The sequence below is a fragment of the Lentibacter algarum genome (assembly GCF_040580765.1).
Classification (GTDB): domain Bacteria; phylum Pseudomonadota; class Alphaproteobacteria; order Rhodobacterales; family Rhodobacteraceae; genus Lentibacter; species Lentibacter algarum.
Window position 1 is genome coordinate 2592391 of sequence record NZ_CP158687.1, and the last position, 20403, is coordinate 2612793.

The 20403-nt window shown below is 57.7% G+C and carries 19 protein-coding genes; 13 read left to right on the top strand and 6 right to left on the bottom strand.

Features of this window, described 5'->3' with window-relative positions; all coding sequences use genetic code 11:
• Positions 1–106 precede the first annotated feature (106 nt).
• The gene (locus DSM117340_RS12925) at positions 107–1510 is read left to right on the top strand and encodes a calcium-binding protein (RefSeq protein ID WP_089892373.1); all 1404 of its coding nucleotides are present in this window, start codon (positions 107–109) and stop codon (positions 1508–1510) included.
• A 51-nt stretch (positions 1511–1561) separates the two neighbouring features.
• Here DSM117340_RS12925 and DSM117340_RS12930 read toward each other — a convergent pair whose 3' ends face one another.
• Positions 1562–2479 (bottom strand): sodium:calcium antiporter, encoded by a 918-nt coding sequence (locus DSM117340_RS12930; protein WP_089892378.1) that lies wholly within the window; start codon positions 2477–2479, stop codon positions 1562–1564.
• A 120-nt stretch (positions 2480–2599) separates the two neighbouring features.
• Positions 2600–5215 (bottom strand): ATP-dependent chaperone ClpB, encoded by a 2616-nt coding sequence (clpB, locus tag DSM117340_RS12935; RefSeq protein WP_089892381.1) that lies wholly within the window; start codon positions 5213–5215, stop codon positions 2600–2602.
• Between the two features lie 255 nt (positions 5216–5470).
• On the opposite strand from clpB, the gene DSM117340_RS12940 reads away from it, so the two are divergent.
• Positions 5471–5743: a hypothetical protein gene (locus DSM117340_RS12940; protein WP_089892384.1), complete on the top strand. Its 273-nt coding sequence runs from the start codon at positions 5471–5473 to the stop codon at positions 5741–5743.
• 87 nt (positions 5744–5830) lie between these two features.
• Entirely contained in the window at positions 5831–6526 is a 696-nt protein-coding gene (pyrF, locus tag DSM117340_RS12945; protein ID WP_089892387.1) for an orotidine-5'-phosphate decarboxylase, read from the top strand.
• 15 nt (positions 6527–6541) lie between these two features.
• Here the strand turns inward: pyrF and DSM117340_RS12950 are convergent, their stop codons facing one another.
• Positions 6542–6850 (bottom strand): hypothetical protein, encoded by a 309-nt coding sequence (locus tag DSM117340_RS12950; RefSeq protein WP_333908505.1) that lies wholly within the window; start codon positions 6848–6850, stop codon positions 6542–6544.
• Complete coding sequence (locus tag DSM117340_RS12955; RefSeq protein WP_089892390.1) at positions 6850–7743, bottom strand: SPFH domain-containing protein; 894 nt, start codon at positions 7741–7743, stop codon at positions 6850–6852. Before DSM117340_RS12955 ends, DSM117340_RS12950 begins: the two co-directional genes overlap by 1 nt.
• Before the next feature lie 87 nt (positions 7744–7830).
• On the opposite strand from DSM117340_RS12955, the gene DSM117340_RS12960 reads away from it, so the two are divergent.
• On the top strand, positions 7831–9084 hold the full coding sequence (locus DSM117340_RS12960; RefSeq protein ID WP_089892392.1) for a DNA polymerase IV: 1254 nt from the start codon (positions 7831–7833) through the stop codon (positions 9082–9084).
• A 161-nt stretch (positions 9085–9245) separates the two neighbouring features.
• Here the strand turns inward: DSM117340_RS12960 and DSM117340_RS12965 are convergent, their stop codons facing one another.
• Entirely contained in the window at positions 9246–10628 is a 1383-nt protein-coding gene (locus DSM117340_RS12965) for a mechanosensitive ion channel domain-containing protein (protein ID WP_089892395.1), read from the bottom strand.
• 249 nt (positions 10629–10877) lie between these two features.
• Between DSM117340_RS12965 and leuC the strand changes: the two genes are divergently transcribed.
• The 5 genes from leuC to leuB all read left to right on the top strand — a co-directional run bounded on the left by leuC (position 10878) and on the right by leuB (position 16449).
• Positions 10878–12281, top strand: coding sequence for a 3-isopropylmalate dehydratase large subunit (leuC, locus tag DSM117340_RS12970; RefSeq protein ID WP_089892398.1), 1404 nt, complete (start codon positions 10878–10880; stop codon positions 12279–12281).
• Entirely contained in the window at positions 12281–12886 is a 606-nt protein-coding gene (gene leuD / locus DSM117340_RS12975) for a 3-isopropylmalate dehydratase small subunit (protein ID WP_089892401.1), read from the top strand. Before leuC ends, leuD begins: the two co-directional genes overlap by 1 nt.
• Positions 12887–13239: 353 nt before the next feature.
• Positions 13240–14085 carry a hypothetical protein gene (locus DSM117340_RS12980; protein ID WP_089892404.1) on the top strand — a complete coding sequence of 282 codons (846 nt, stop codon included), beginning with the start codon at positions 13240–13242 and terminating at the stop codon, positions 14083–14085.
• A 119-nt stretch (positions 14086–14204) separates the two neighbouring features.
• Positions 14205–15176 (top strand): endonuclease/exonuclease/phosphatase family protein, encoded by a 972-nt coding sequence (locus DSM117340_RS12985; RefSeq protein ID WP_271437399.1) that lies wholly within the window; start codon positions 14205–14207, stop codon positions 15174–15176.
• Between the two features lie 166 nt (positions 15177–15342).
• Positions 15343–16449 (top strand): 3-isopropylmalate dehydrogenase, encoded by a 1107-nt coding sequence (gene leuB, locus DSM117340_RS12990; RefSeq protein ID WP_089892407.1) that lies wholly within the window; start codon positions 15343–15345, stop codon positions 16447–16449.
• Between the two features lie 50 nt (positions 16450–16499).
• Here leuB and pcaQ read toward each other — a convergent pair whose 3' ends face one another.
• Positions 16500–17417, bottom strand: a complete 918-nt coding sequence (gene pcaQ, locus DSM117340_RS12995; protein WP_089892410.1) for a pca operon transcription factor PcaQ — start codon at positions 17415–17417, stop codon at positions 16500–16502.
• 94 nt (positions 17418–17511) lie between these two features.
• Between pcaQ and pobA the strand changes: the two genes are divergently transcribed.
• From pobA to pcaG, 4 genes are read left to right on the top strand one after another with little or no spacing between them, the layout of a single operon-like run.
• Positions 17512–18681 (top strand): 4-hydroxybenzoate 3-monooxygenase, encoded by a 1170-nt coding sequence (gene pobA, locus DSM117340_RS13000; protein ID WP_089892413.1) that lies wholly within the window; start codon positions 17512–17514, stop codon positions 18679–18681.
• Between the two features lie 10 nt (positions 18682–18691).
• Positions 18692–19072, top strand: coding sequence for a 4-carboxymuconolactone decarboxylase (pcaC, locus tag DSM117340_RS13005; protein WP_089892416.1), 381 nt, complete (start codon positions 18692–18694; stop codon positions 19070–19072).
• Positions 19069–19794: a protocatechuate 3,4-dioxygenase subunit beta gene (gene pcaH / locus DSM117340_RS13010; protein WP_089892420.1), complete on the top strand. Its 726-nt coding sequence runs from the start codon at positions 19069–19071 to the stop codon at positions 19792–19794. The genes pcaC and pcaH overlap by 4 nt, the downstream gene beginning before the upstream one ends.
• A 1-nt stretch (position 19795) precedes the next feature.
• Positions 19796–20398 carry a protocatechuate 3,4-dioxygenase subunit alpha gene (gene pcaG, locus DSM117340_RS13015; protein ID WP_089892423.1) on the top strand — a complete coding sequence of 201 codons (603 nt, stop codon included), beginning with the start codon at positions 19796–19798 and terminating at the stop codon, positions 20396–20398.
• Positions 20399–20403: the final 5 nt, after the last annotated feature.

Here is a 20403-nt window from a genome sequence, read left to right on the forward strand (position 1 = left end):
TTTCGCCACATTTGACGTCAGTCCGTGTTAACCATGTTTCAAGAGGCAGGCGCAAAGTCCCATCGGCAGTTAAACAGTTTGATTTTTAACGATTTGGGGATGACTCATGCCAACTATCTTTGAAACAACCGACGCTGGCGTCTGGGACGATACAACCTACACAATGGATGTGGGCGATACCTTCGTCGGAGAAAGCTTTTCGCCTTTCGCCGACCGTGATTCAATCCGCGTCAACCTGCTCGCTGGGGTGACCTATACTTTCACCATGACAAGCACTTCGGACAATTGGGCGCATAACTTCCGTCTCGAACTTGGCCTGCCAATGGATTTCCCTGAAGTTGAAGTCATTGGCTCCGATTTGGCCCCCGCTGTCCTTACATTTACGCCCGCTCAATCAGGTACATTTTACCTGACCACCGAAGATGGCACGATTGACGTCAATCAATCCTCCTACGAAATCACAATGACCAGCTCAGGCGCGCCCGTAGATCCAACGCCCGTACCCACAACAGGCGATGACACACTCGTCGGCACAGCGGGCAACGATAATGTCGATCTACTCGGCGGCAACGACGACTACACAGCAGGCGCGGGTGACGATACGGTCCGCGGCGGTGCTGGCAGCGACACTCTACGCGGCGGAGATGGCAACGATCTCCTTGTTGGCGGCGGCGGAGGTGACAGCCTCGAGGGCGGCGCAGGAAATGATACGCTCCAAGGCAACAATGGTCATGATCGCCTCTCAGGCGGCACAGGCGATGATGTGCTCAACGGCGGCAACGGCAACGATGTGCTCAAAGGCGACGAAGGCAATGACCAGATCAATGGTGGCAATGGCAATGATGATATCCTCGGCCAGCTCGGAGATGACATCATTGATGGCGGCGACGGAGATGACTTCATCCGCTCCCACGAGGGCAACGACTATATCGACGGCGGCATCGGCGGCGATGTGATCCGCGCGGGCTCTGGCGACGATACTCTGCTCGGCGGCGGCGGCCGAGACAAGCTCGAAGGCGATGACGGCAACGATCTCATCTATGGTGGCGATGACCGCGACCGTATCCTTGGTGGCGATGGTGATGATGCGCTCTACGGCGAAGCCGACCATGATAAAATCAACGGCGGAGACGGCAACGATCTGGTCGATGGTGGGTCAGGCCGCGATAAGCTCTATGGCGATGCGGGCGACGATACAATCAACGGCGGCGCCGACAATGACGAGCTCTTTGGCGGTGCGGGGGCAGACGTGTTTGTCTTTGAAACAGGCCACGGAGACGACAAGATCAAAGACTTCGAAGATGGTGTGGACCTGATCGACATCACAGGCCTCGATCCCGCGCTCTCGTTCCTGCTCCTGTCAGGCTCGATCAACGAAACAATCGCCGCAGGCTCAAGCTTCCTGTTTGAAAACGATGGTGACAGCTTCCTGCTTCAAAACAACAGCGGCGCGACAATCACGCTTGATGCAAACGACTTTATCTTCGACGATATACTGGTTGTCGGCTGACACCATTGATGCACAACAAGAATGGGCCGCTCCTAATCGGGGCGGCCTTTTTTAGTACATAGCCAGAGTATAGCCAGCATACCCTGTCAAAAAGACGGCCCCACTTAGCCGTCCGAGCCCGCCACGCAGCAAAAGTAAGGCTGCAAGCGCCCCGCTCGCCGCCAGCAGCACCCAGAGATCAACGCTCAAGAAGCGCGCCGCCACCGGCACAGGCGTTACAAGCGCTGTGACCCCAAGAATGCCTAAAATGTTGAAGATATTGGAGCCGACCACATTGCCAATGGCAATATCGGCTTTGCCTTTCAGCGCAGCTGTGAGCGAGGTTGCAAGCTCGGGCAAGCTTGTCCCCACAGCCACAACTGTCAGCCCGATCACCGCATCGCTCACCCGAAAATCTTCAGCAATCACAACCGCGCCGCGCACCAACATCTCGGCTCCCGCCACCAAAAGCGCCAGCCCTCCCGCGAGCAAAAGGCCAAGCCTCCATAGCGCCATTGCTGGCTCGGGTGCATCGGGCGTAGCGGCGTCGCTTCCGCCGTCCAGATAATAGGTCAGTCCGAGATAGCCACAGAGCGCCAGCGCCATCAACGCGCCCGTCAACATGCCGATCTGCCCTTGCCACAGCACCGGTCCCAAAAGCAGAGCAACCGAGAGCATCACCAAAATATCACGCCTGTTGCCTGCGCCGGCCCGCATCGGCATGATCAGCGCCGCCAGTCCGAGGATCAGCCCGATATTGGCAATATTGGAGCCAATCACATTGCCCAACGCCAGCCCCGGCGCACCGTCCATTGCCGCGCGAACAGAAACGAGGAGTTCGGGCAAAGAGGTTCCAAACCCGACAATCGTAAGCGAAATGAGAAATGCAGAGAGCCCAAGGCGCGCCGCCAGTCCGACAGCCCCCCTAACCAGCCAGTCACCCCCGAAAAAGAGGCCGACAAGCCCCGCCAGCACCAGAAAATATTCCACTTTCGCTCCTAATGCCTGTTTCCCAAGGGATATAAAGAGCCCCCACAACCTTTACATCAGGACGCACAAAATAAAAGAGCCGCCCCAGCAGGAACGGCTCTTCTCGTGATATATGCTGACTCAGTGGACGACGGCGTCATCTGGTTTATCGCGGTTGGTCGCACCAACACGGTCGCCAATCAGCAAGCCCTCTGCCCCCGCGCGCACAGGAATGGTGTCACCATCCTTGATATCGCCCGCGAGCAGCGCCTCGGCGAGTGGGTTTTGCAACGCCCGCTGGATCACACGCTTCAAAGGCCGCGCGCCAAACACTGGGTCATAGCCCTCATCCGCCAACCACTTCATCGCGCCTTCATCCAGATCAAGCTCGATTTTGCGCGCCAGCAGCCGCTTCTTGAGCCGCGCAAGCTGGATCTCAACAATCCCGCCCATATCCTCGCGCCCCAGACGGTCAAAGATGATTGTCTCGTCCAGACGATTGAGGAATTCAGGGCGGAAGTGCGCCCTGACAGCATCCATAACATCGCGCTTGGCGTCACCCGCGTCAGCCCCATCAGGAAGCTGGCTCAGAGCCTGAGCACCGAGGTTTGATGTCAGGATAATGAGCGTCTGCTTGAAGTCCACAGTGCGCCCCTGCCCGTCGGTGAGCACACCGTCGTCCAGAACCTGCAACAGCACGTTAAAGACATCGGGATGCGCCTTTTCCACCTCGTCAAAGAGAACAACTTGATAAGGCCTGCGCCGCACGGCTTCCGTGAGCACGCCGCCTTCGTCGTAGCCGACATAGCCGGGAGGCGCACCAATCAGACGGCTGACAGCATGCTTCTCCATGAACTCAGACATATCAATCCGCACCATGGCGTTGTCATCGTCAAACAAGAACTCAGCCACAGCCTTGGTCAGCTCGGTCTTGCCCACACCCGTTGGGCCGAGGAAGAGAAAACTGCCCAAAGGTCGCCCCTCGTCGTTCAGCCCCGCACGCGCACGGCGCACCGCATTTGCCACAGCCGTCACAGCCGCATTCTGCCCAATAACGCGCTTGTGCAGCCCGTCTTCCATCCGCAAGAGCTTGTCGCGATCACCTTCCAGCATCTTGCCCGCAGGAATCCCCGTCCAACGTTCGATCACCTGCGCCACATGCTCAGGGCGCACCGCTTCTTCCACGGTCATATCGCCTTCGCTCGCCTCGGCAGCCGCAAGCTTCTTTTCAAGCTCAGGGATCACGCCAAAGCGCAGCTCACCCGCGCGGGCAAGGTTGCCTTCGCGTGTCGCAATGTCCACATCGGCGCGCGCACGGTCGAGCTGTTCCTTAAGCTCACGAGCGCCCTCAAGCTTGTCGCGTGCAGCCTGCCAATTGGCAGTCATCTCGTCAGATTTCTCCTGCAAGTCGCCAAGGTCTTTCTGAAGACGCTCAAGGCGGTCTCTCGAGGCCTCGTCGTCTTCATTTTTCAAGGCCTCAACCTCGATCTGCATCTGCAATATCTGGCGGTCCAGCGCATCAAGCTCTTCTGGCTTGCTGTCGACTTCCATGCGCAAACGGCTCGCCGCCTCGTCCATCAAGTCGATGGCTTTATCAGGCAAAAAGCGGTCAGTGATGTACCGGTTTGAAAGCGTCGCCGCAGCCACCAAGGCAGAGTCCGAGATCCGCACACCGTGGTGCAGCTCGTACTTTTCCTTGATGCCCCGCAGAATAGAAATCGTGTCTTCCACGCTGGGCTCTTCTGTAAAGACAGGCTGGAAACGCCGCGCAAGGGCCGCGTCTTTCTCCACATGCTTGCGGTATTCGTCGAGCGTTGTCGCACCAACACAGTGCAGCTCGCCGCGCGCCAAAGCGGGTTTGATAAGGTTCGCCGCGTCCATCGCGCCGTCGCCCTTACCCGCGCCCACAAGCGTGTGCATCTCGTCGATGAAAAGAATGATCTCGCCAGCCGCATCCGTCACTTCGTTGAGCACAGCCTTCAGCCGCTCCTCAAACTCGCCACGGTACTTCGCGCCAGCAATCAGCGCGCCCATATCCAGCGACATCAGCTTCTTGTTGCGCAAGCTTTCAGGCACATCGCCGTTGACGATGCGCAAAGCAAGCCCCTCGGCAATCGCGGTTTTCCCGACACCCGGCTCTCCGATCAGAACAGGGTTGTTCTTTGTGCGACGGCTGAGAACCTGCATGGTGCGGCGGATCTCGTCGTCACGGCCGATGATCGGGTCGATCTTGCCTTGCCGCGCGCGCTCTGTGAGGTCGGCGGCATATTTGCTCAGCGCTTCATAGCTGTCTTCCGCACTCGCAGAATCCGCTGTGCGGCCTTTGCGAATATCGTTTACCGCCGCATTCAGCGCTTGCGCATTCACAGCGCCCGCATCCATCGCGTCTTTCGCAGCCGATTTGACCATCGCAAGTGCCATCAAAATGCGCTCGACCGGCACAAAACTATCACCCGCCTTCTGCGCAAGGCTCTCAGCCTCGCCCAGTACCTTGGCCAATGATTTATCAAGATATGGCTGGCCCGTATCGCCACTTACTTTGGCGATCTTGCCAACGGCAATATCAACAGCGTCTTTCACCCGTTTAGGCGCACCACCCGCTTTGGTGATGAGGTTGCTCGCAAGCCCCTCGCTGTCGTCCATAATCGCTTTCAGCAGGTGTTCGGGCATCACCCTCTGGTGATCTTCGCGCATCGCAATTGTTTGCGCAGCCTGCAAAAATCCGCGCGAACGCTCCGTGAACTTCTCTAGGTTCATGGTCTTTCTCCTTTTATAAGCCTTCCCTGCTGGCGCACCCAAAAGAGGCATACGTCGCGTCGGGAACCTTGAGATAAAAATGGGGTGGATCGCGCTCCGCTTCAAGAGCTTGTCGTGCAAAATAGCCGTCGGCGGATTTTCGCAAATAGTTACAAACTGAGTCACCTTTGTGTGAACCCCCCTTTTATTGGGCCAAACACATGCCATCTTATCCACAGGCGAGGGCACAGCGCCCTGCCCGTTAGGAGGACCAATATGTCTTACGGTAAATCACGCATTGCGCGCATCCGCTACAATCTAGAGTTTTCTGGCTATGAAGCGATTGTCTTTATCCAAGATGCAGGAGAGACCTTCAGCTATCCAAGCTTCGTCGCCGCCCCACTTGATGCGGAATATGCTTTGGTGATGGAACAACTTTCAAACAAAGCCCTACGCAAACACCGCTCCGCCAATCCGGGTCTGCGCTCGCACCTTAAACGGCTCACAGCCACGCCTCAGGCCCCAGAGCTTCCCCCGCTCGCCGCCTGAGACATTCGGCTCCTTCATAGTGCATGCCCTTGACGCCACGGTTAATCCCCGCAACAAGGCCAAAACCCGCTGTGAAGGAGCCCCCATATGTCAGATGATCGCCTCATCGTCGCCCTCGATGTCCCAAATGCCATCGCGGGGCTTGAGCTCGCTGCCAAACTTGGCAACGCCGTAAGCTTCTACAAAATCGGCCTCGGTATGCTCACAGGCGGTGGCCTTGCGCTCGCGCAAGAGCTGAAGGACGAACACGGCAAGCGCATCTTTCTCGACATGAAACTCTTTGACATCGGCGCAACAGTTGAAGCCGCTGTGCGCGGCCTCGCACAGTTTGATCTCGACTTTCTCACCGTGCACGGTGACCCCCATGTCGTCCGCGCCGCCAAGGAAGGCGCCGCTAACTCTGATATGAAAATACTCGCTGTCACGATCCTCACATCGCTCGACCGCGCCGATCTGGACGCATCACTCCTCAAAGCAGGCGATGTTCAAGAGCTGGTGATAGAACGTGCTGCGCGCGCCTTCGAAGCGGGCGCCGATGGCGTCATCGCCTCACCCCAAGAAGCCGCGCTGATCCGTGCACTCCCCGAAGCCACTGGCAAGCTCATCGTGACCCCTGGTGTGCGCCCCGCGGGTGCTGCTCTTGGAGACCAAAAGCGTGTTGCGACGCCTGCACAGGCCGTCACAGACGGGGCTGATCATATTGTCGTAGGCCGCCCCATTTGGCAGGCTCAAGACCCCGCCGAGGCCGCCCGCGCTGTGCTGGCCGAGTTTCCAAAGCTCTGACATCAGCGAGAGCTGTCAGTCTTCGTTGATATCCCGATCCCAGGTCTTCACCTGCCCCTTGCGCACGCCCATAGTGCGCCTAAGCCCGATCCAGCCGATCAGGGAAAACACCGCAAAGACAACAAGCGTCAACGTAAATGATCCGCCGAGATATGCGCCCAGCGGCCCACCCAAAGCGAGCAGCGCACCAACCACGGCCGCGCCAATGGCAAAGCCCAAAAGAATAAATCCAGGAGCAAGGATCTCGAGAATGCCGAGCCCCAGCGCCAGTGCCAGCCAGACCCACCAAAGGCTCCACAGCCCGTCGCCTGTCATCATATCCATCACTTACCGCCCTTCAACATGCCAAAAGCGTTCTTGAAGGCATCAATAGCATCCGCAGGCAGCAAGATCGTCTGCTTCCCCGCACCCGCGCCCACCTTGGCCAAAGCGTCAACTTGCTTTAGCGCAACCTGATACTGTGCCGCTTCAAGTCCGTTATCTGCAATCGCCTGCGCAACCACGCCAGTCGCATAGGCCTCCGCATCCGCTTCGATCCGGCGCGCCTTGGCAATCTGCTCAGCCGCATAAAGCTCAGCGTCCGCATTGAGCTCAACCGCCCGTTTCGCACCCTCCGCCCGTGTGACCTGAGCACGCCGCTCGCGTTCCGCATTGAGCTGCTGCAGCATCGCGTCCCGCGTCGCCTGATCAAGATTCACATCCAGAATTTCGGCCCGCGTGACCTCAATCCCCCAATTGTCGACCTGATCTTCAACAGCGTTCTGGATTTGCCCGATCAAGCTTGAGCGATTGCTCTGAACCTCATCAAGCTCCATCTTGCCGATCTCGGCACGAACAATCCCTGCCACTGTCGTGGCAATCGCCGCGTCCACATCGCGAATGCGGTAAACTGTCTTTTCAGGCTCCAGAATGCGATAAAACACGCTGGTCTCGACCTGGACCAAAACGTTGTCTTTGGTGATCGCATCCTGAGACGCCGTCGGCAACTGCCGCTCAAGGATACTCACCTTATGGCGCACCACATCGATAAACGGCACGATAAAATTGATCCCCGGCCCAAGCACCGATTTCAAGCGCCCAAAGCGCTCCACCACATATTTCTCTGACTGCGGGACAATCCGCACCCCGAGGAAAATCGAAATAATGATTAGCAACGCAATCAGCAGGGTCACAAGATTCCCGCCCAGCAGACCCGTCAAAATTTGTTCCAAACTCATGTCACTCTCCCAAATCTTCGTCAAATATGGGGGCTAGTCGTCGAACTTCCAAGTAGAATTGCGCATTGGCTCGGCGTATGAAGTGTCATGCCAAGCCTCTGTCGAGATTGTTTACACCCTTTTGAAACGGGAGCGCGCTGCCCAGCCTGCCGCAGCCCCCGTATCACTGCACACCCAGAGCTATACGATCTCAGCATCGCCCACATGGATTGCGATGCCTTCTATGCCTCCGTTGAAAAGCGCGACAACCCAGCGCTTGCTGCCAAACCCGTGATAATCGGCGGAGGCCGCCGCGGCGTTGTCTCGACAGCCTGTTATATCGCGCGCATTCGCGGCGTGCGGTCTGCCATGCCAATGTTTCAGGCGCTCAAGCTATGCCCCGATGCCGTAGTCGTTGCCCCCCGCATGGACGCCTATGTGAAAGCCTCCCGCGCCATCCGCGCCATGATGGAAGAGATGACTCCCGAGATCGAGCCGCTGTCGCTTGATGAAGCCTTCATGGATCTCACAGGCACCGCGCGGCTGCATGGCCGCCCTCCTGCCATCATGCTCGCCCGTCTCATCAAACGGATGAAAGACGAGCTTGGCCTCTCTGGCTCTATCGGCCTCAGCCACAACAAATTCCTTGCCAAAGTCGCCTCCGATTTGGAGAAACCCAAAGGGTTTTCGGTCATCGGCAAGGCTGAAACAGCCGATTTCTTGCGCGACAAACCCGTTCGCCTAATCTGGGGGGTCGGTGCCGTGTCCCAAGCCGCGCTCGACAAAGCGGGTATTCATCTGTTCTCCGATCTCCTGCGCTGGAGCGAGGTTGATCTCACAGCCCGCTTCGGCTCCATGGGCACACGGCTTTATCACCTCGCGCGCGGAGAAGACCGCCGCCGTGTCTCCGCCCATGAGCCGGTGAAGTCGATCTCAAAAGAGACAACCTTCTCAGAAGACACAGGCGACAAAGACCTCCTTGATGGGCACCTCTGGCGCCTCGCCGAACAAGTCTCGGATCGCGCCAAAGCCAAAGGCTTTGCGGGCCAGACCGTGACGCTCAAACTCAAAACCGCGAGTTTCAAAAGCCTCACCCGCCGCCAGACGCTGCATGACGCCACTCAAATGGCCGACTCAATCTATCGCACCGCCCGTGCCCTCTTTGATCAGCTGGACGATGAAGGCCCCTTCCGCCTCATCGGAACGGGTCTCTCGGGCCTCGTTCCAGCCAGCGACGCCGATCGCTCCCATGATCTCTTGGATGAGGGCGCCGCCAAACGCTCCGATGTGGAACGCGCCACAGACCGAATTCGCGAAAAATTCGGCAAAGACGCCATCCTCAAAGGCCGCGCCCTACGCTAGGGTCGCAGCCTACGCCAGGGTCGCACCCAAAGCTGCGCTACGCCCTTTCTTCTCTTCAAAAATATCCTGGGGGGAGCGCGAGGGGGGCGAAGCCCCTCTCGCCCCAGCGCGATTTGGCGCAGCCAAAGCACAAACCCTGCAACACCCACAGCCCTAAAAGTTCAAGACCCGTCGTCCAGCATTCGTACTTCTCGCTGCGGGAAGGGGATCGAAATATTGTTTTCCTGAAACTTGTCCCAAAGCGCGAGGTAGACATTGCCGCGGATGTTGGTCAGCCCGCCTGTCGGATCTTTGATCCAGAACCGCAGAATATAGTCCACGGAATTGTCGCCAAACCCGACAATATGGCAAACTGGCGCTTTATGACTTAACACTCGGTCGACACCCCGCGCCGCCTCAATCGCCAGCGCCCGAACCTTATGGGGGTCATCGCCGTAAGCGGTGCCAAAATAGATATCAAGCCGCACAAAATCGTCTGAGTGCGACCAGTTCACAACCTGCCCCGTAATCAGGTCTTCGTTCGGGATCAGATATTCCCGCCCATCGCGCGTGACAACAGAGGTATAACGTGCACCCAGCGTGTTGATCCAACCAAAGGTCTCACCAAGGCTGATCACATCCCCCGGTTTGATCGATTTGTCCAAAAGAATGATCACGCCCGAAACAAGGTTTGAGACAACTTTTTGCAAACCAAAACCAAGCCCGACACCAATCGCCCCCGAAAGAACAGCCAGCCCCGTCAAGTCGACCCCAGTGGCCCGCAACCCGACAAAGAGCGCGAGCCCATACAGCCCGACCTGCGCAAACTTGATGACAAGCACCTGCATCGACGGGCTGATATCTTCGTTGCGCCGCACCCCGCTTGCCGTGGCCTTTGAGACAGACCGCGCGAGGAAAAACAGCAGACCAAGCGTGAACACTGCCTGCACCAACATCCAGATCGAAAGTCGCAAGGTGCCCAGCTCAATCGCCGCCGTGTCCATCAGACTGATGGCCTCTTCGGTGATCCCAAGGATCACCAGTGTCGCCCAAGCCCAACCGGCGTAGCGCACCAAAGACCGTAAAAATCCGTTGTTGATCAGCCGCGTGACAATCGCAATCACGAGCCAAGCAAGCGCAAGATTGGCGATCACACCAAGCAAATAGGACCGCGAGGGCCATGTCAGCTCGCGCATCAGCCAAACCGTCGGGAAGATCAGCAGAACAAAACAGATCAGCCGCAAGCGCCTTTCGACAAGCAACATGAACCGCAAACGCCACTTGGGCCAGTTTTCCCGTGAGCGCATCCATTCGCGGTAGCGCGGCCGCAAGAGCTTGGCCAAAAGATGCGCAACAATGAAAAGCACGAGCGCAATAACGATCTGATAGGCATTCCAAGGCCGCAACAAGCCTTCTAAAAAGCCCTGCGCCTTGTCCGCCAATGACAACGCAATCTCTTGCGCTTCATTCACAACAGCTCCCGAGGCCTGCTCTGGCGCGGATGTGGCGGGCGCGCTGGCCTCTGGCAGATTTGGGCGTGTGGCCAATGTCGTTTCGTTTTCCATGCGGTCTCTTTTCTTTTCAGAGTTACATGTGCAGGCCAAGCGGACAAGACCAAGCCATCAAACTCTTGCAGGCAAGCCGCCCAAGCTGTATCTGTTTGGCCATGACACAGATATTTGACATCGACGACCGCGCCCGCCTGCGCGAACGCTTCTTCTCCGAAGAACGCCTCGTCGCGGCGTGCCTCTAAGCCGCACCCGCCTGTCTTTTCGACCGCCACCATTCAACATTCTTTATACGGGAGAGGACACATGTCCCCCAAAACACTCTATGATAAAATCTGGGATGCCCACGTCGCCCATGAAGCCGAGGATGGCACCTGCCTTCTCTACATTGATCGTCACCTTGTCCACGAAGTGACATCGCCACAGGCGTTTGAAGGCCTGCGCATGACGGGCCGCAAGGTTCGCGCACCAGAAAAAACAATCGCTGTGCCCGATCACAACGTCCCCACAACGCTTGACCGCGCCAAAGGCATCGAAAACGAAGAGAGCCGCATCCAAGTCGATGCGCTGGACAAGAACGCCCGCGAATTTGGCGTGCACTATTATCCCGTTTCCGACGTTCGCCAAGGCATCGTTCACATCGTTGGCCCTGAGCAAGGTTGGACGCTTCCGGGCATGACAGTCGTCTGCGGCGACAGCCACACAGCGACTCACGGCGCCTTTGGTGCGCTCGCCCACGGCATCGGCACATCAGAGGTCGAGCACGTGCTCGCCACCCAAACGCTGATCCAGAAAAAATCCAAGAACATGAAAGTCGAGATCACTGGCAAACTGATGCCCGGCGTGACCGCAAAAGACATCACCCTTGCCGTCATCGGCGAGACAGGCACAGCTGGCGGCACTGGCTATGTCATCGAATATTGCGGCGAAGCGATCAGCGATCTCTCGATGGAAGGCCGCATGACTGTTTGCAACATGGCCATCGAAGGCGGCGCGCGCGCAGGCCTTATTGCGCCTGACGAAACAACATACGCCTATGTCAAAGGCCGGCCCCACGCTCCCAAAGGCGCACAGTGGGAAGCCGCCCTCAACTGGTGGAAAACGCTCTACACAGACGAAGACGCCGTGTTTGACAAAGTCGTGACGCTTAAGGGCGAAGACATCCAACCCGTTGTCACTTGGGGCACATCGCCCGAAGACGTTCTTCCAATTACAGGCGTTGTTCCTCACCCCGAGAGCTTCAAGGGCGGCAAAGTCGACGCGGCCAAGCGCGCGCTTGAGTATATGGGTCTTACTGCGGGCCAGAAGCTCACAGACATTCAGATCGACACAGTCTTCATCGGCTCTTGCACAAACGGGCGCATCGAAGATTTGCGCGCTGCAGCCGCAATCCTGAAAGGCAAGAAAATCAAGGACGGCATGCGCGCCATGATCGTTCCAGGCTCGGGCCTTGTCCGTGCCCAAGCAGAAGAAGAAGGCTTGGCTGATATCTTCAAAGAGGCGGGCTTTGAATGGCGCCTCGCGGGCTGCTCCATGTGCCTCGCGATGAACCCAGACCAGCTCTCAGAAGGTGAGCGCTGCGCGGCCACCTCAAACCGCAACTTCGAAGGCCGCCAAGGCTACAAGGGCCGCACACACCTTGTGTCGCCTGCCATGGCCGCCGCCGCTGCCATCACAGGCCACCTCACAGACATTCGGGATATGATCTAATGGACAAGTTCGAAAAACTCTCAGGCATCGCCGCGCCGATGCCCCTCGTGAATATCGACACTGATATGATCATCCCCAAGGTGTTTCTAAAGTCGATTGCCCGCACAGGCTTTGGCAAAAATCTCTTTGACGAGATGCGCTACAACCGCGATGGCACAGAAGTCGCTGACTTCGTGCTCAACCAGCCCGCCTACCGCGAAGCGCAAATCCTTGTGGCCGGTGACAACTTCGGCTGTGGTTCCTCGCGCGAACACGCGCCTTGGGCCATCGCAGATTTTGGCATCAAGGCCGTCATTTCAACAAGCTTTGCCGACATCTTCTACAACAACTGCTTCAAGAACGGCATCCTGCCGATCGTCTTGCCGCAAGAGGCTGTCGATGTCTTGATGAAAGACGCTGAAAAGGGCGCCAACGCTCGCATGGATGTCGATCTCGAAGCTCAGACGGTGACGACTTCAGATGGTGACGTTTTCGCCTTTGAAGTAGATGCCTTCAAAAAGCACTGCCTGCTCGAAGGTCTGGATGACATTGCCCTGACCATGGAAAAGGCCGCCGCGATCGACACATTCGAAGCTACGGCAAGCCAGTCGCGCCCTTGGGTTTGAGCCGGCTCTAAAATATCAAGCGCGGCTGCAAGACAGCTCTCGTGGCCGCGCATTGAACACTTTGATGAAAACTCCCCAAATCTGTCCCTATGGGCAAAACTGCCCGATCGTACAAAATGTAGTAAAATTGTTTTGAAACGCCACATTTACGATCCACAATTGATGCAATCTCGCACCACTTGCTCCCTTAAAGCGCCCCATTTCCAAGCTCTTATCAACGCATGACTTGAGCTGTGAATCGAAAGAAGGCAAAAATTGGGCAAGATTGAGGCATACCGCCATAAAGAGCGGGTTCAAGTTGGAACAAGGACACGGCATCGTATCGTGACCGACCAAGTTGGAAGGATTGGGCAGTGTTTACTCGTGTAACTGGCGCAGCTTTGCGCGCTATATTAATGGCTTTTCTGGTGGCTATGCCATCACTCTTGCTTCCAAATGTCAGCACTGACACCAGCCAGATCACGGTCTTGGTGGCGCTTCTGGCCTTCTTGATGGTCTTCATCGAGTATTACAGCCAATATCCCTCAATCATCGAATTCCGCTACGCCTCGCCCTTCAACAGGCTGCGCTTTTTGGCATTGTTCGTGATTGTGACACTGCTCTCCGTCATTCTCGCCAGCCCCACAGGCTCCAATCCGATGGCCAATACGCTGACGCAGCTTGGCACGGCTTGGGGAACAGCTCTTGATTTCCCCTTCTCGCCTGTGCGGCTTGTCGTCCTGATGATGCCAGAATACGCCTCTGCCGAGCTGATCAGCTCTGTTCGCACCTCAGCAGGTATCGCCTATATGGTGTCGCTGGTCGCCCTTTTCATATTCGTCACAATGGTCCGCCTCCTCGGCTGGCCGACACGCAACCGCGCCTTTAACGTCTGGATCAACCTGCCCCTGTTTGACCCGACAGCAGGCGGCGATGTGGTCCACCGCCTCAAACGCGACGCAGGTCTTAACATTGTGTTAGGAATTTTACTACCATTCTTGATCCCAGCCATTGTGAAAGCTGCATCAAGCTTCATTGATCCGATCTCGATGCAGAATCCGCAAACCTTGATCTGGACGATGACAGCATGGGCCTTTCTTCCTGCCAGCATGATCATGCGTGGTATCGCCATGGGCCGGATCGCCGAGCTGATCGAGGAAAAGCGCAATCGCGCCTACTCAGAAGCCGAAAAAAGCGGATTGCAAACCGCCTCTGCCTGATCGTTTTCACACTCCTGCTCCTCGTTCCGTTAGCCTCCCCGCTTTCGGCAAAAGACCTGCGCATCGCCTTTTTTAGCGCGGGCCTCTCACGCAAAGGCCCAGGCCTCCTCTTACGCGACATCTCGCGCAAAGAGGCGCAGGCCCTTGCCGCCCGAGACGTGATCACACGCACAGATCCTGATATCCTCGTTCTCTCAGATTTTGACTATGATGCAGAGCTTTCCGCCCTGCGTGCCTTCGCTGATCTGCTCGCCGAAACAGCTGCGCCCTATCCCTACGCTTTCGCCCGCCGTCCCAATACGGGCTGGGCCACGGGCCTTGATATGGATGGGGATGGCCGGCTCGGTGGCCCCCGCGATTCACAAGGCTTTGGTTATTTTGCGGGCCAAGGCGGCCTCGCCGTCCTTTCTCGCTTCCCGATTGATGAGCCGCACCTTCAGGATTTCTCCGCCCTCCTCTGGCGCGATTTTCCCGAGGCGCTGCTGCCCACACACGCCAGCGGCGCCCCTTTCCCCTCCGATGCTGCTCTTGCCGCCCAACGCCTTTCAACAACAGCGCACTGGTCCCTGCCCGTCACCCTATCGAGCGGCCCGCTCACCTTGCTGATCAGCCAAGCCACACCACCCGTCTTTGACGGCGCAGAAGACCGGAACGGCAAGCGCAACCACGACGAAAATGCCCTCTGGCTACATCATATCGAAGGCCGCCTCGGCACGCCGCCCAGCGGCCCCTTCGTCCTCGCCTTCGGAGCCAATCTAGACCCCGCAGATGGCGCAGGGCGGCGCGAAGTGATGCAAGCCCTGCTCACTCACCCCCAGCTGCAAGACCCGCGCCCCAAAAGCCAAGGCGCGGCCTCCGCCGCCACTCCGGCTCATCTCGGCGATCCCGCGCTTGATACGGCAGATTGGGCAGAGCCCACCGCCGACACATTCGGCCCTGGTAACATGCGCGTCGATTTCCTGCTGCCCTCCGCTGATGTCACAGTCAGCGATGCAGGCGTCTTCTGGCCAGCGCCCACATCCGCGGACCACGCGCTCGCCCTTGCTGCCAGCCGTCATCGCCTCGTCTGGATTGATATCAAACTGCCGTAGAACGTCGCGCAGAGGCGTGCCTTCAAACTCTCGCAAAAGCGCCTGCAGCTTGGCCCCAGAAAGCGTATGGGACGCACTCGAAGCTGGGCTTGCACCTTATGTTTCTTGACCCTCCCCTCGCCAGCCGCTAGCTCAGAGCCAAGCTTTTCAAACGAGGAACCACATTATGAGCAACCCTTCGCTTCTTATTCTTCCCGGTGACGGCATCGGCCCCGAAGTTATGGCCGAAGTCCGCAAGATCATCGACTGGTATGGCGCAAACCGCGGCCTCGCCTTTGACGTCAGCGAAGACCTCGTCGGCGGCGCAGCCTATGACGCGCACGGAACGCCCCTGCATGACGACACAATGGCCAAAGCCCAAGAGGTTGACGCCGTTCTCCTCGGCGCCGTTGGTGGACCCAAGTATGATGTGCTCGACTTCTCCGTAAAGCCAGAGCGCGGCCTTCTGCGCCTGCGCAAAGAAATGGACCTCTTCTCAAACCTGCGCCCCGCGCAGTGCTTTGACGCGCTGGCCGATTTCTCCTCGCTCAAGAAAGACGTGGTCGCGGGTCTTGATATCATGATCGTGCGCGAGCTGACGTCAGGCGTTTACTTTGGCGAACCACGCGGCATTTTTGAAGAAGGCAATGAGCGCGTCGGTATCAACACGCAGCGCTACACCGAAAGCGAAATCGCCCGCGTGGCGCGCTCCGCCTTTGAACTCGCGCGCAAGCGTGGCAACAAAGTTTGCTCAATGGAAAAAGCCAACGTCATGGAATCAGGCATTCTCTGGCGCGATGTTGTGACAGAAGTTCACCAAGCCGAATACGCCGACGTCGAGCTTTCTCACATGTATGCCGACGCAGGCGCGATGCAGCTCTGCCGCTGGCCCAAGCAGTTTGACGTGATCGTGACAGACAACCTCTTCGGGGATCTCTTGTCTGACATGGCCGCAATGCTCACAGGTAGCTTGGGCATGCTGCCCTCAGCCTCGCTTGGCGTGCCAATGGCCAATGGCCGCCCCAAGGCGCTCTATGAGCCAGTACACGGCTCCGCCCCCGATATTGCGGGCCAAGGCAAAGCCAACCCGATCGCCTGTGTGCTCAGCTTCGCTATGGCTCTGCGCTACAGCTTTGATCAGGGCGCTGAAGCCGACCGCTTGGAAAAAGCCGTCGAAAAAGTTCTCGCCGATGGCCTGCGCACAGCAGATCTTCTCGGAGAAGAAGGTGTCAGCGCGATCAGCACCTCCGAGATGGGTGATGCCATCGTTGCGGCTCTCACAGCCAGCCTCTAAGGCACCTACATGTCACAAACGGCTCCGCCTCTCGCGGGGCCGTTTTGCGTTCAGGCGCTCAGCCCCAGCTCTGAAACCGCCTCGCTCAAGCCCGCCCGAAAGAGCTGTGCTGATGGCGAGACATCCTCCTCCGCCCGCGTCATAACCCCCACTGGTCCCGCGGTAATCCCTGTTTCAATGGGCAGCTGCTCCAAGAGCCCACTTGCGATATCGCCTGCGACAACACTTTGGGAAATGATCCAGACCGCCTCGCTCGCCCGCGTCAGCCCACGACCATAATCGCCCGAAACACTCTCAATCCGATATGGCAACTCGGCCACCCCTTCAGCAATGAAGAGCCTATCCACCAAAGGCCGAATCGCCGCGCGCTCTGTCGGATAGATCACAAGCTGGTCGCGCAGCGCCGCAAGCCGCCGCTCGCCACACAGCGGATGCCCCGTGCGCACAACGAAAGCCACCTGCTCGCTATAAAGCTGCGTAAAGCTGATCCCTGTCATCGTCGCGGGCGGGCCCATCCGGCCAACAACCAGATCAAGCGCCCCAGCGCGCAACCGCTCCATCAAAAAACCGTGCGGCCCATCCTCCACCTTCAGGACTGTCTCAGGTTCCTTCTCTCGAAACTTCAAGCTCGCCAGTGGTAAAACCCGCGCTGCAACGCTTGGCATCGCACCCACAGAAAGAGCCCCCGAGCCCCCTGCCTTAAGCCGCGTCACGCCGTCAAAGCCTTGCCGGAGTGCCGACAGGCTGGCCTCAGCACCTTTCAGAAAAACGGCCCCCTCAGCACTCAGCTCTACGCCACCACGCCCACGGCTCATAAGGCTTGCACCAAGAATATCCTCAAGCTCTTTGAGAATTTTGGAGATCGCAGGCTGTGTCAGCCCAAGCGCCTCGCCCGCCCCCTTGAGACTTTTGTGGCGGGCTATCTCGGCAAAGGCCTCAATATGGCGAAGCTTGATACGGCGGTCCATTACTTTCCTTTTTGGGCAACTATATCGCCATCTAATTCATTTTACATATCAAATTTGACCATTAAAGTTCACGAACTTTCTAGAAAGGCAGACCATGCGTACCCAAGTCGTCATCATCGGCGGTGGCCCCTCTGGCCTCCTCCTCGGACAGCTCCTCCACACCCAAGGCATCGACGCCGTGGTGCTGGAGCGCAAAACGCGTGACTATGTCCTGAGCCGCATCCGTGCAGGCATCCTTGAGACAGGCACAATTAGCCTGATGCACCAAGCAGGCGTTGGCGCACGGCTTGAGGCGGAGGGCTTTGTGCATGACGGCACGATCATCTCCTATGGGGACGAAGAGTTCACCATCAATTTCAAAGAACACACCGATACATCTGTCGTCGTTTACGGCCAAACAGAAGTCACCCGTGATCTGTATGACGCGCGCGAAGCCGCTGGCTTGCGGACACTCTTCAATGTCGAACAGGTCGAAATCCACGGCGCCGACACAGACAAAGCCTACGTCACTTATAATGTCTGCGGAGAGACCCATCGCATTGATTGCGACTTTATCGCTGGCTGCGATGGCTTTCACGGTGTCTCACGCCAAACCATACCGCTGTCCGTGCGCCGTGAATACGAGAAGGTTTACCCCTTCGGCTGGCTTGGCATCCTCTCAGAGACACCCCCCGTCAACGACGAACTGATTTATGCCGCCTCCGAGCGCGGTTTTGCCCTCTGCTCCATGCGCAACGCCAAGCTCAGCCGCTATTATATCCAGTGCTCGCTCTCGGACAAACCCGAAGACTGGACAGACGAAGCCTTCTGGCAAGAGCTGAAGCGCCGCATACCAGCCCAGCACGCCGAAAAGCTTGTCACAGGACCAAGCATCGAAAAGTCCATCGCGCCCTTGCGCAGCTTTGTGACTGAGCCAATGCGCTGGGGCCGCCTCTTTCTCTGTGGTGATGCGGCCCATATCGTCCCACCCACGGGCGCCAAGGGGCTCAACACTGCCGCAAGCGATATTCACTATCTCTTTGAGGGCCTCAAACAACACTACCTTGAGAACAATAGCGCAGGACTGGAGACCTACAGCGAGAAGGCCCTCGCCCGCGTCTGGAAGGCCGAGCGATTCTCGTGGTGGATGACAAATCTTCTGCACCGCTTCCCCGATCAGACCGAGTTTGATCTCAAAATGCAAAAGGCCGACATCGACTTTTTGCGCAGCAACAAATCCGCGCAAAGCGTCATGGCCCAAAATTACATAGGCCTGCCCTACTAGGAGTCTGATTATGAGTGACCGTTACAATAAGGGTATGAACGTGCGCCGCCATATCCTCGGCGAGGCCCATGTCGCCCGTGCCGAAGCCGCCAAAACCGAGTTTGACACTCCATTTCAAGAGCTGATCACAGAAACCGCTTGGGGCAATGTCTGGGCCTCCGACGGCATCCCTGATCGCGAGCGTTCGATGCTGACCCTTGCGCTTCTCGCCGCCTTAGGCAACTTTGACGAGATCCCGATGCACATCCGCGCCACAGCGCGCACGGGCGCAAGCAAGACAGACGTTCTTGAAGTCTTCCAACACGTCGCGCTCTATGCAGGCGTGCCACGCGCCAACCACGCGCTAAAACTGGCCAAAGAGACATATGCCGAAATGGAGGCAGACACATGAAACCAGCCGAGTTCTACCAGCGTGACCGCAACTGGCATCCGCCTGCCCTCACGCCGCCTTACAAAACATCGGTCGCCCGTTCGCCGCGCTATTCGCTCATCTCGCTGGAAAATACCCCAAGCGAAATCACAGGTCCGCGCTTTGGCCACAATGATATCGACCCGCTCGATAACGACCTTCTCAGCAACTACGCCAAAGCAGGCGAGAGCCCCATCGGCGAGCGCATTATCGTTCATGGCCGTGTCTTGGATGAAAACGCCCGCCCCGTGCCCAACACGTTGGTCGAAGTCTGGCAAGCCAACGCAGGCGGACGCTACCGCCACAAAAAAGATACCTATCTCGCCCCGATTGATCCGAACTTTGGCGGCTGCGGGCGCACGTTGTCCGACGCCGACGGCTATTACTACTTCCGCACAGTCAAACCTGGCGCCTACCCTTGGCGCAACGGTATCAATGATTGGCGCCCCGCGCATATCCATGTCTCAGTTTTTGGCTCGGGCTTCGCACAGCGCCTCATCACCCAGCTTTATTTTGAAGGCGACCCGCTCATCGCACGCTGTCCGATTGTCCAGACAATCCCCGATCCAGCCGCGATAGACCAGCTCACAGCAAAGCTTGATATGAACGCAACGATTCCGCTCGATACAATTGCTTATCGCTTCGATATCGTCCTGCGCGGCCGCCGCTCGACGCTCTTTGAAAACAAGCTGGAGGGGAATTGATATGAGCAACGGGCCAAAATACCTTAAAGAAACCCCCTCCCAAACCGCTGGGCCCTATGTTCACATCGGCCTCGCACCGGGGGCGGCTGGCTTTGATATCTACCGCGAAGAGCTTGGCCACGACATCACTGGCCCCAATGCAGCGGGTGAACGCATCCGCGTCGAAGGCCTCGTGATCGACGGGACAGGTGCGCCTGTGAAAGACGTGCTGCTTGAAGCATGGCAGGCCAATGCGGCAGGCGTCTATGCACATCCCGAAAGCGCGGGCGAAGTAGAACAAGGCTTTCGCGGCTGGGGCCGTGTCATCACTGATTTTGCCACAGGCGAATGGGGCTTTGATACGGTGAAGCCAGGAGCAACCCTCGGCCGCAACGGGCAGATGCAAGCGCCCCATATCAACCTCTGGATCGTCGCGCGCGGCATAAACGTGGGCCTCAACACGCGGCTCTATTTTGAAGACGAAGACAACAGTTCCGATCCCGTCCTGAACTCGATCGAATGGGAACATCGCAGAGCAACTCTTGTGGCCAAACGCACAGGCAACACCTACCGCTTTGACATCCGCCTCCAAGGCGACGGCGAAACAGTATTCTTCGATATTTAAGGCAT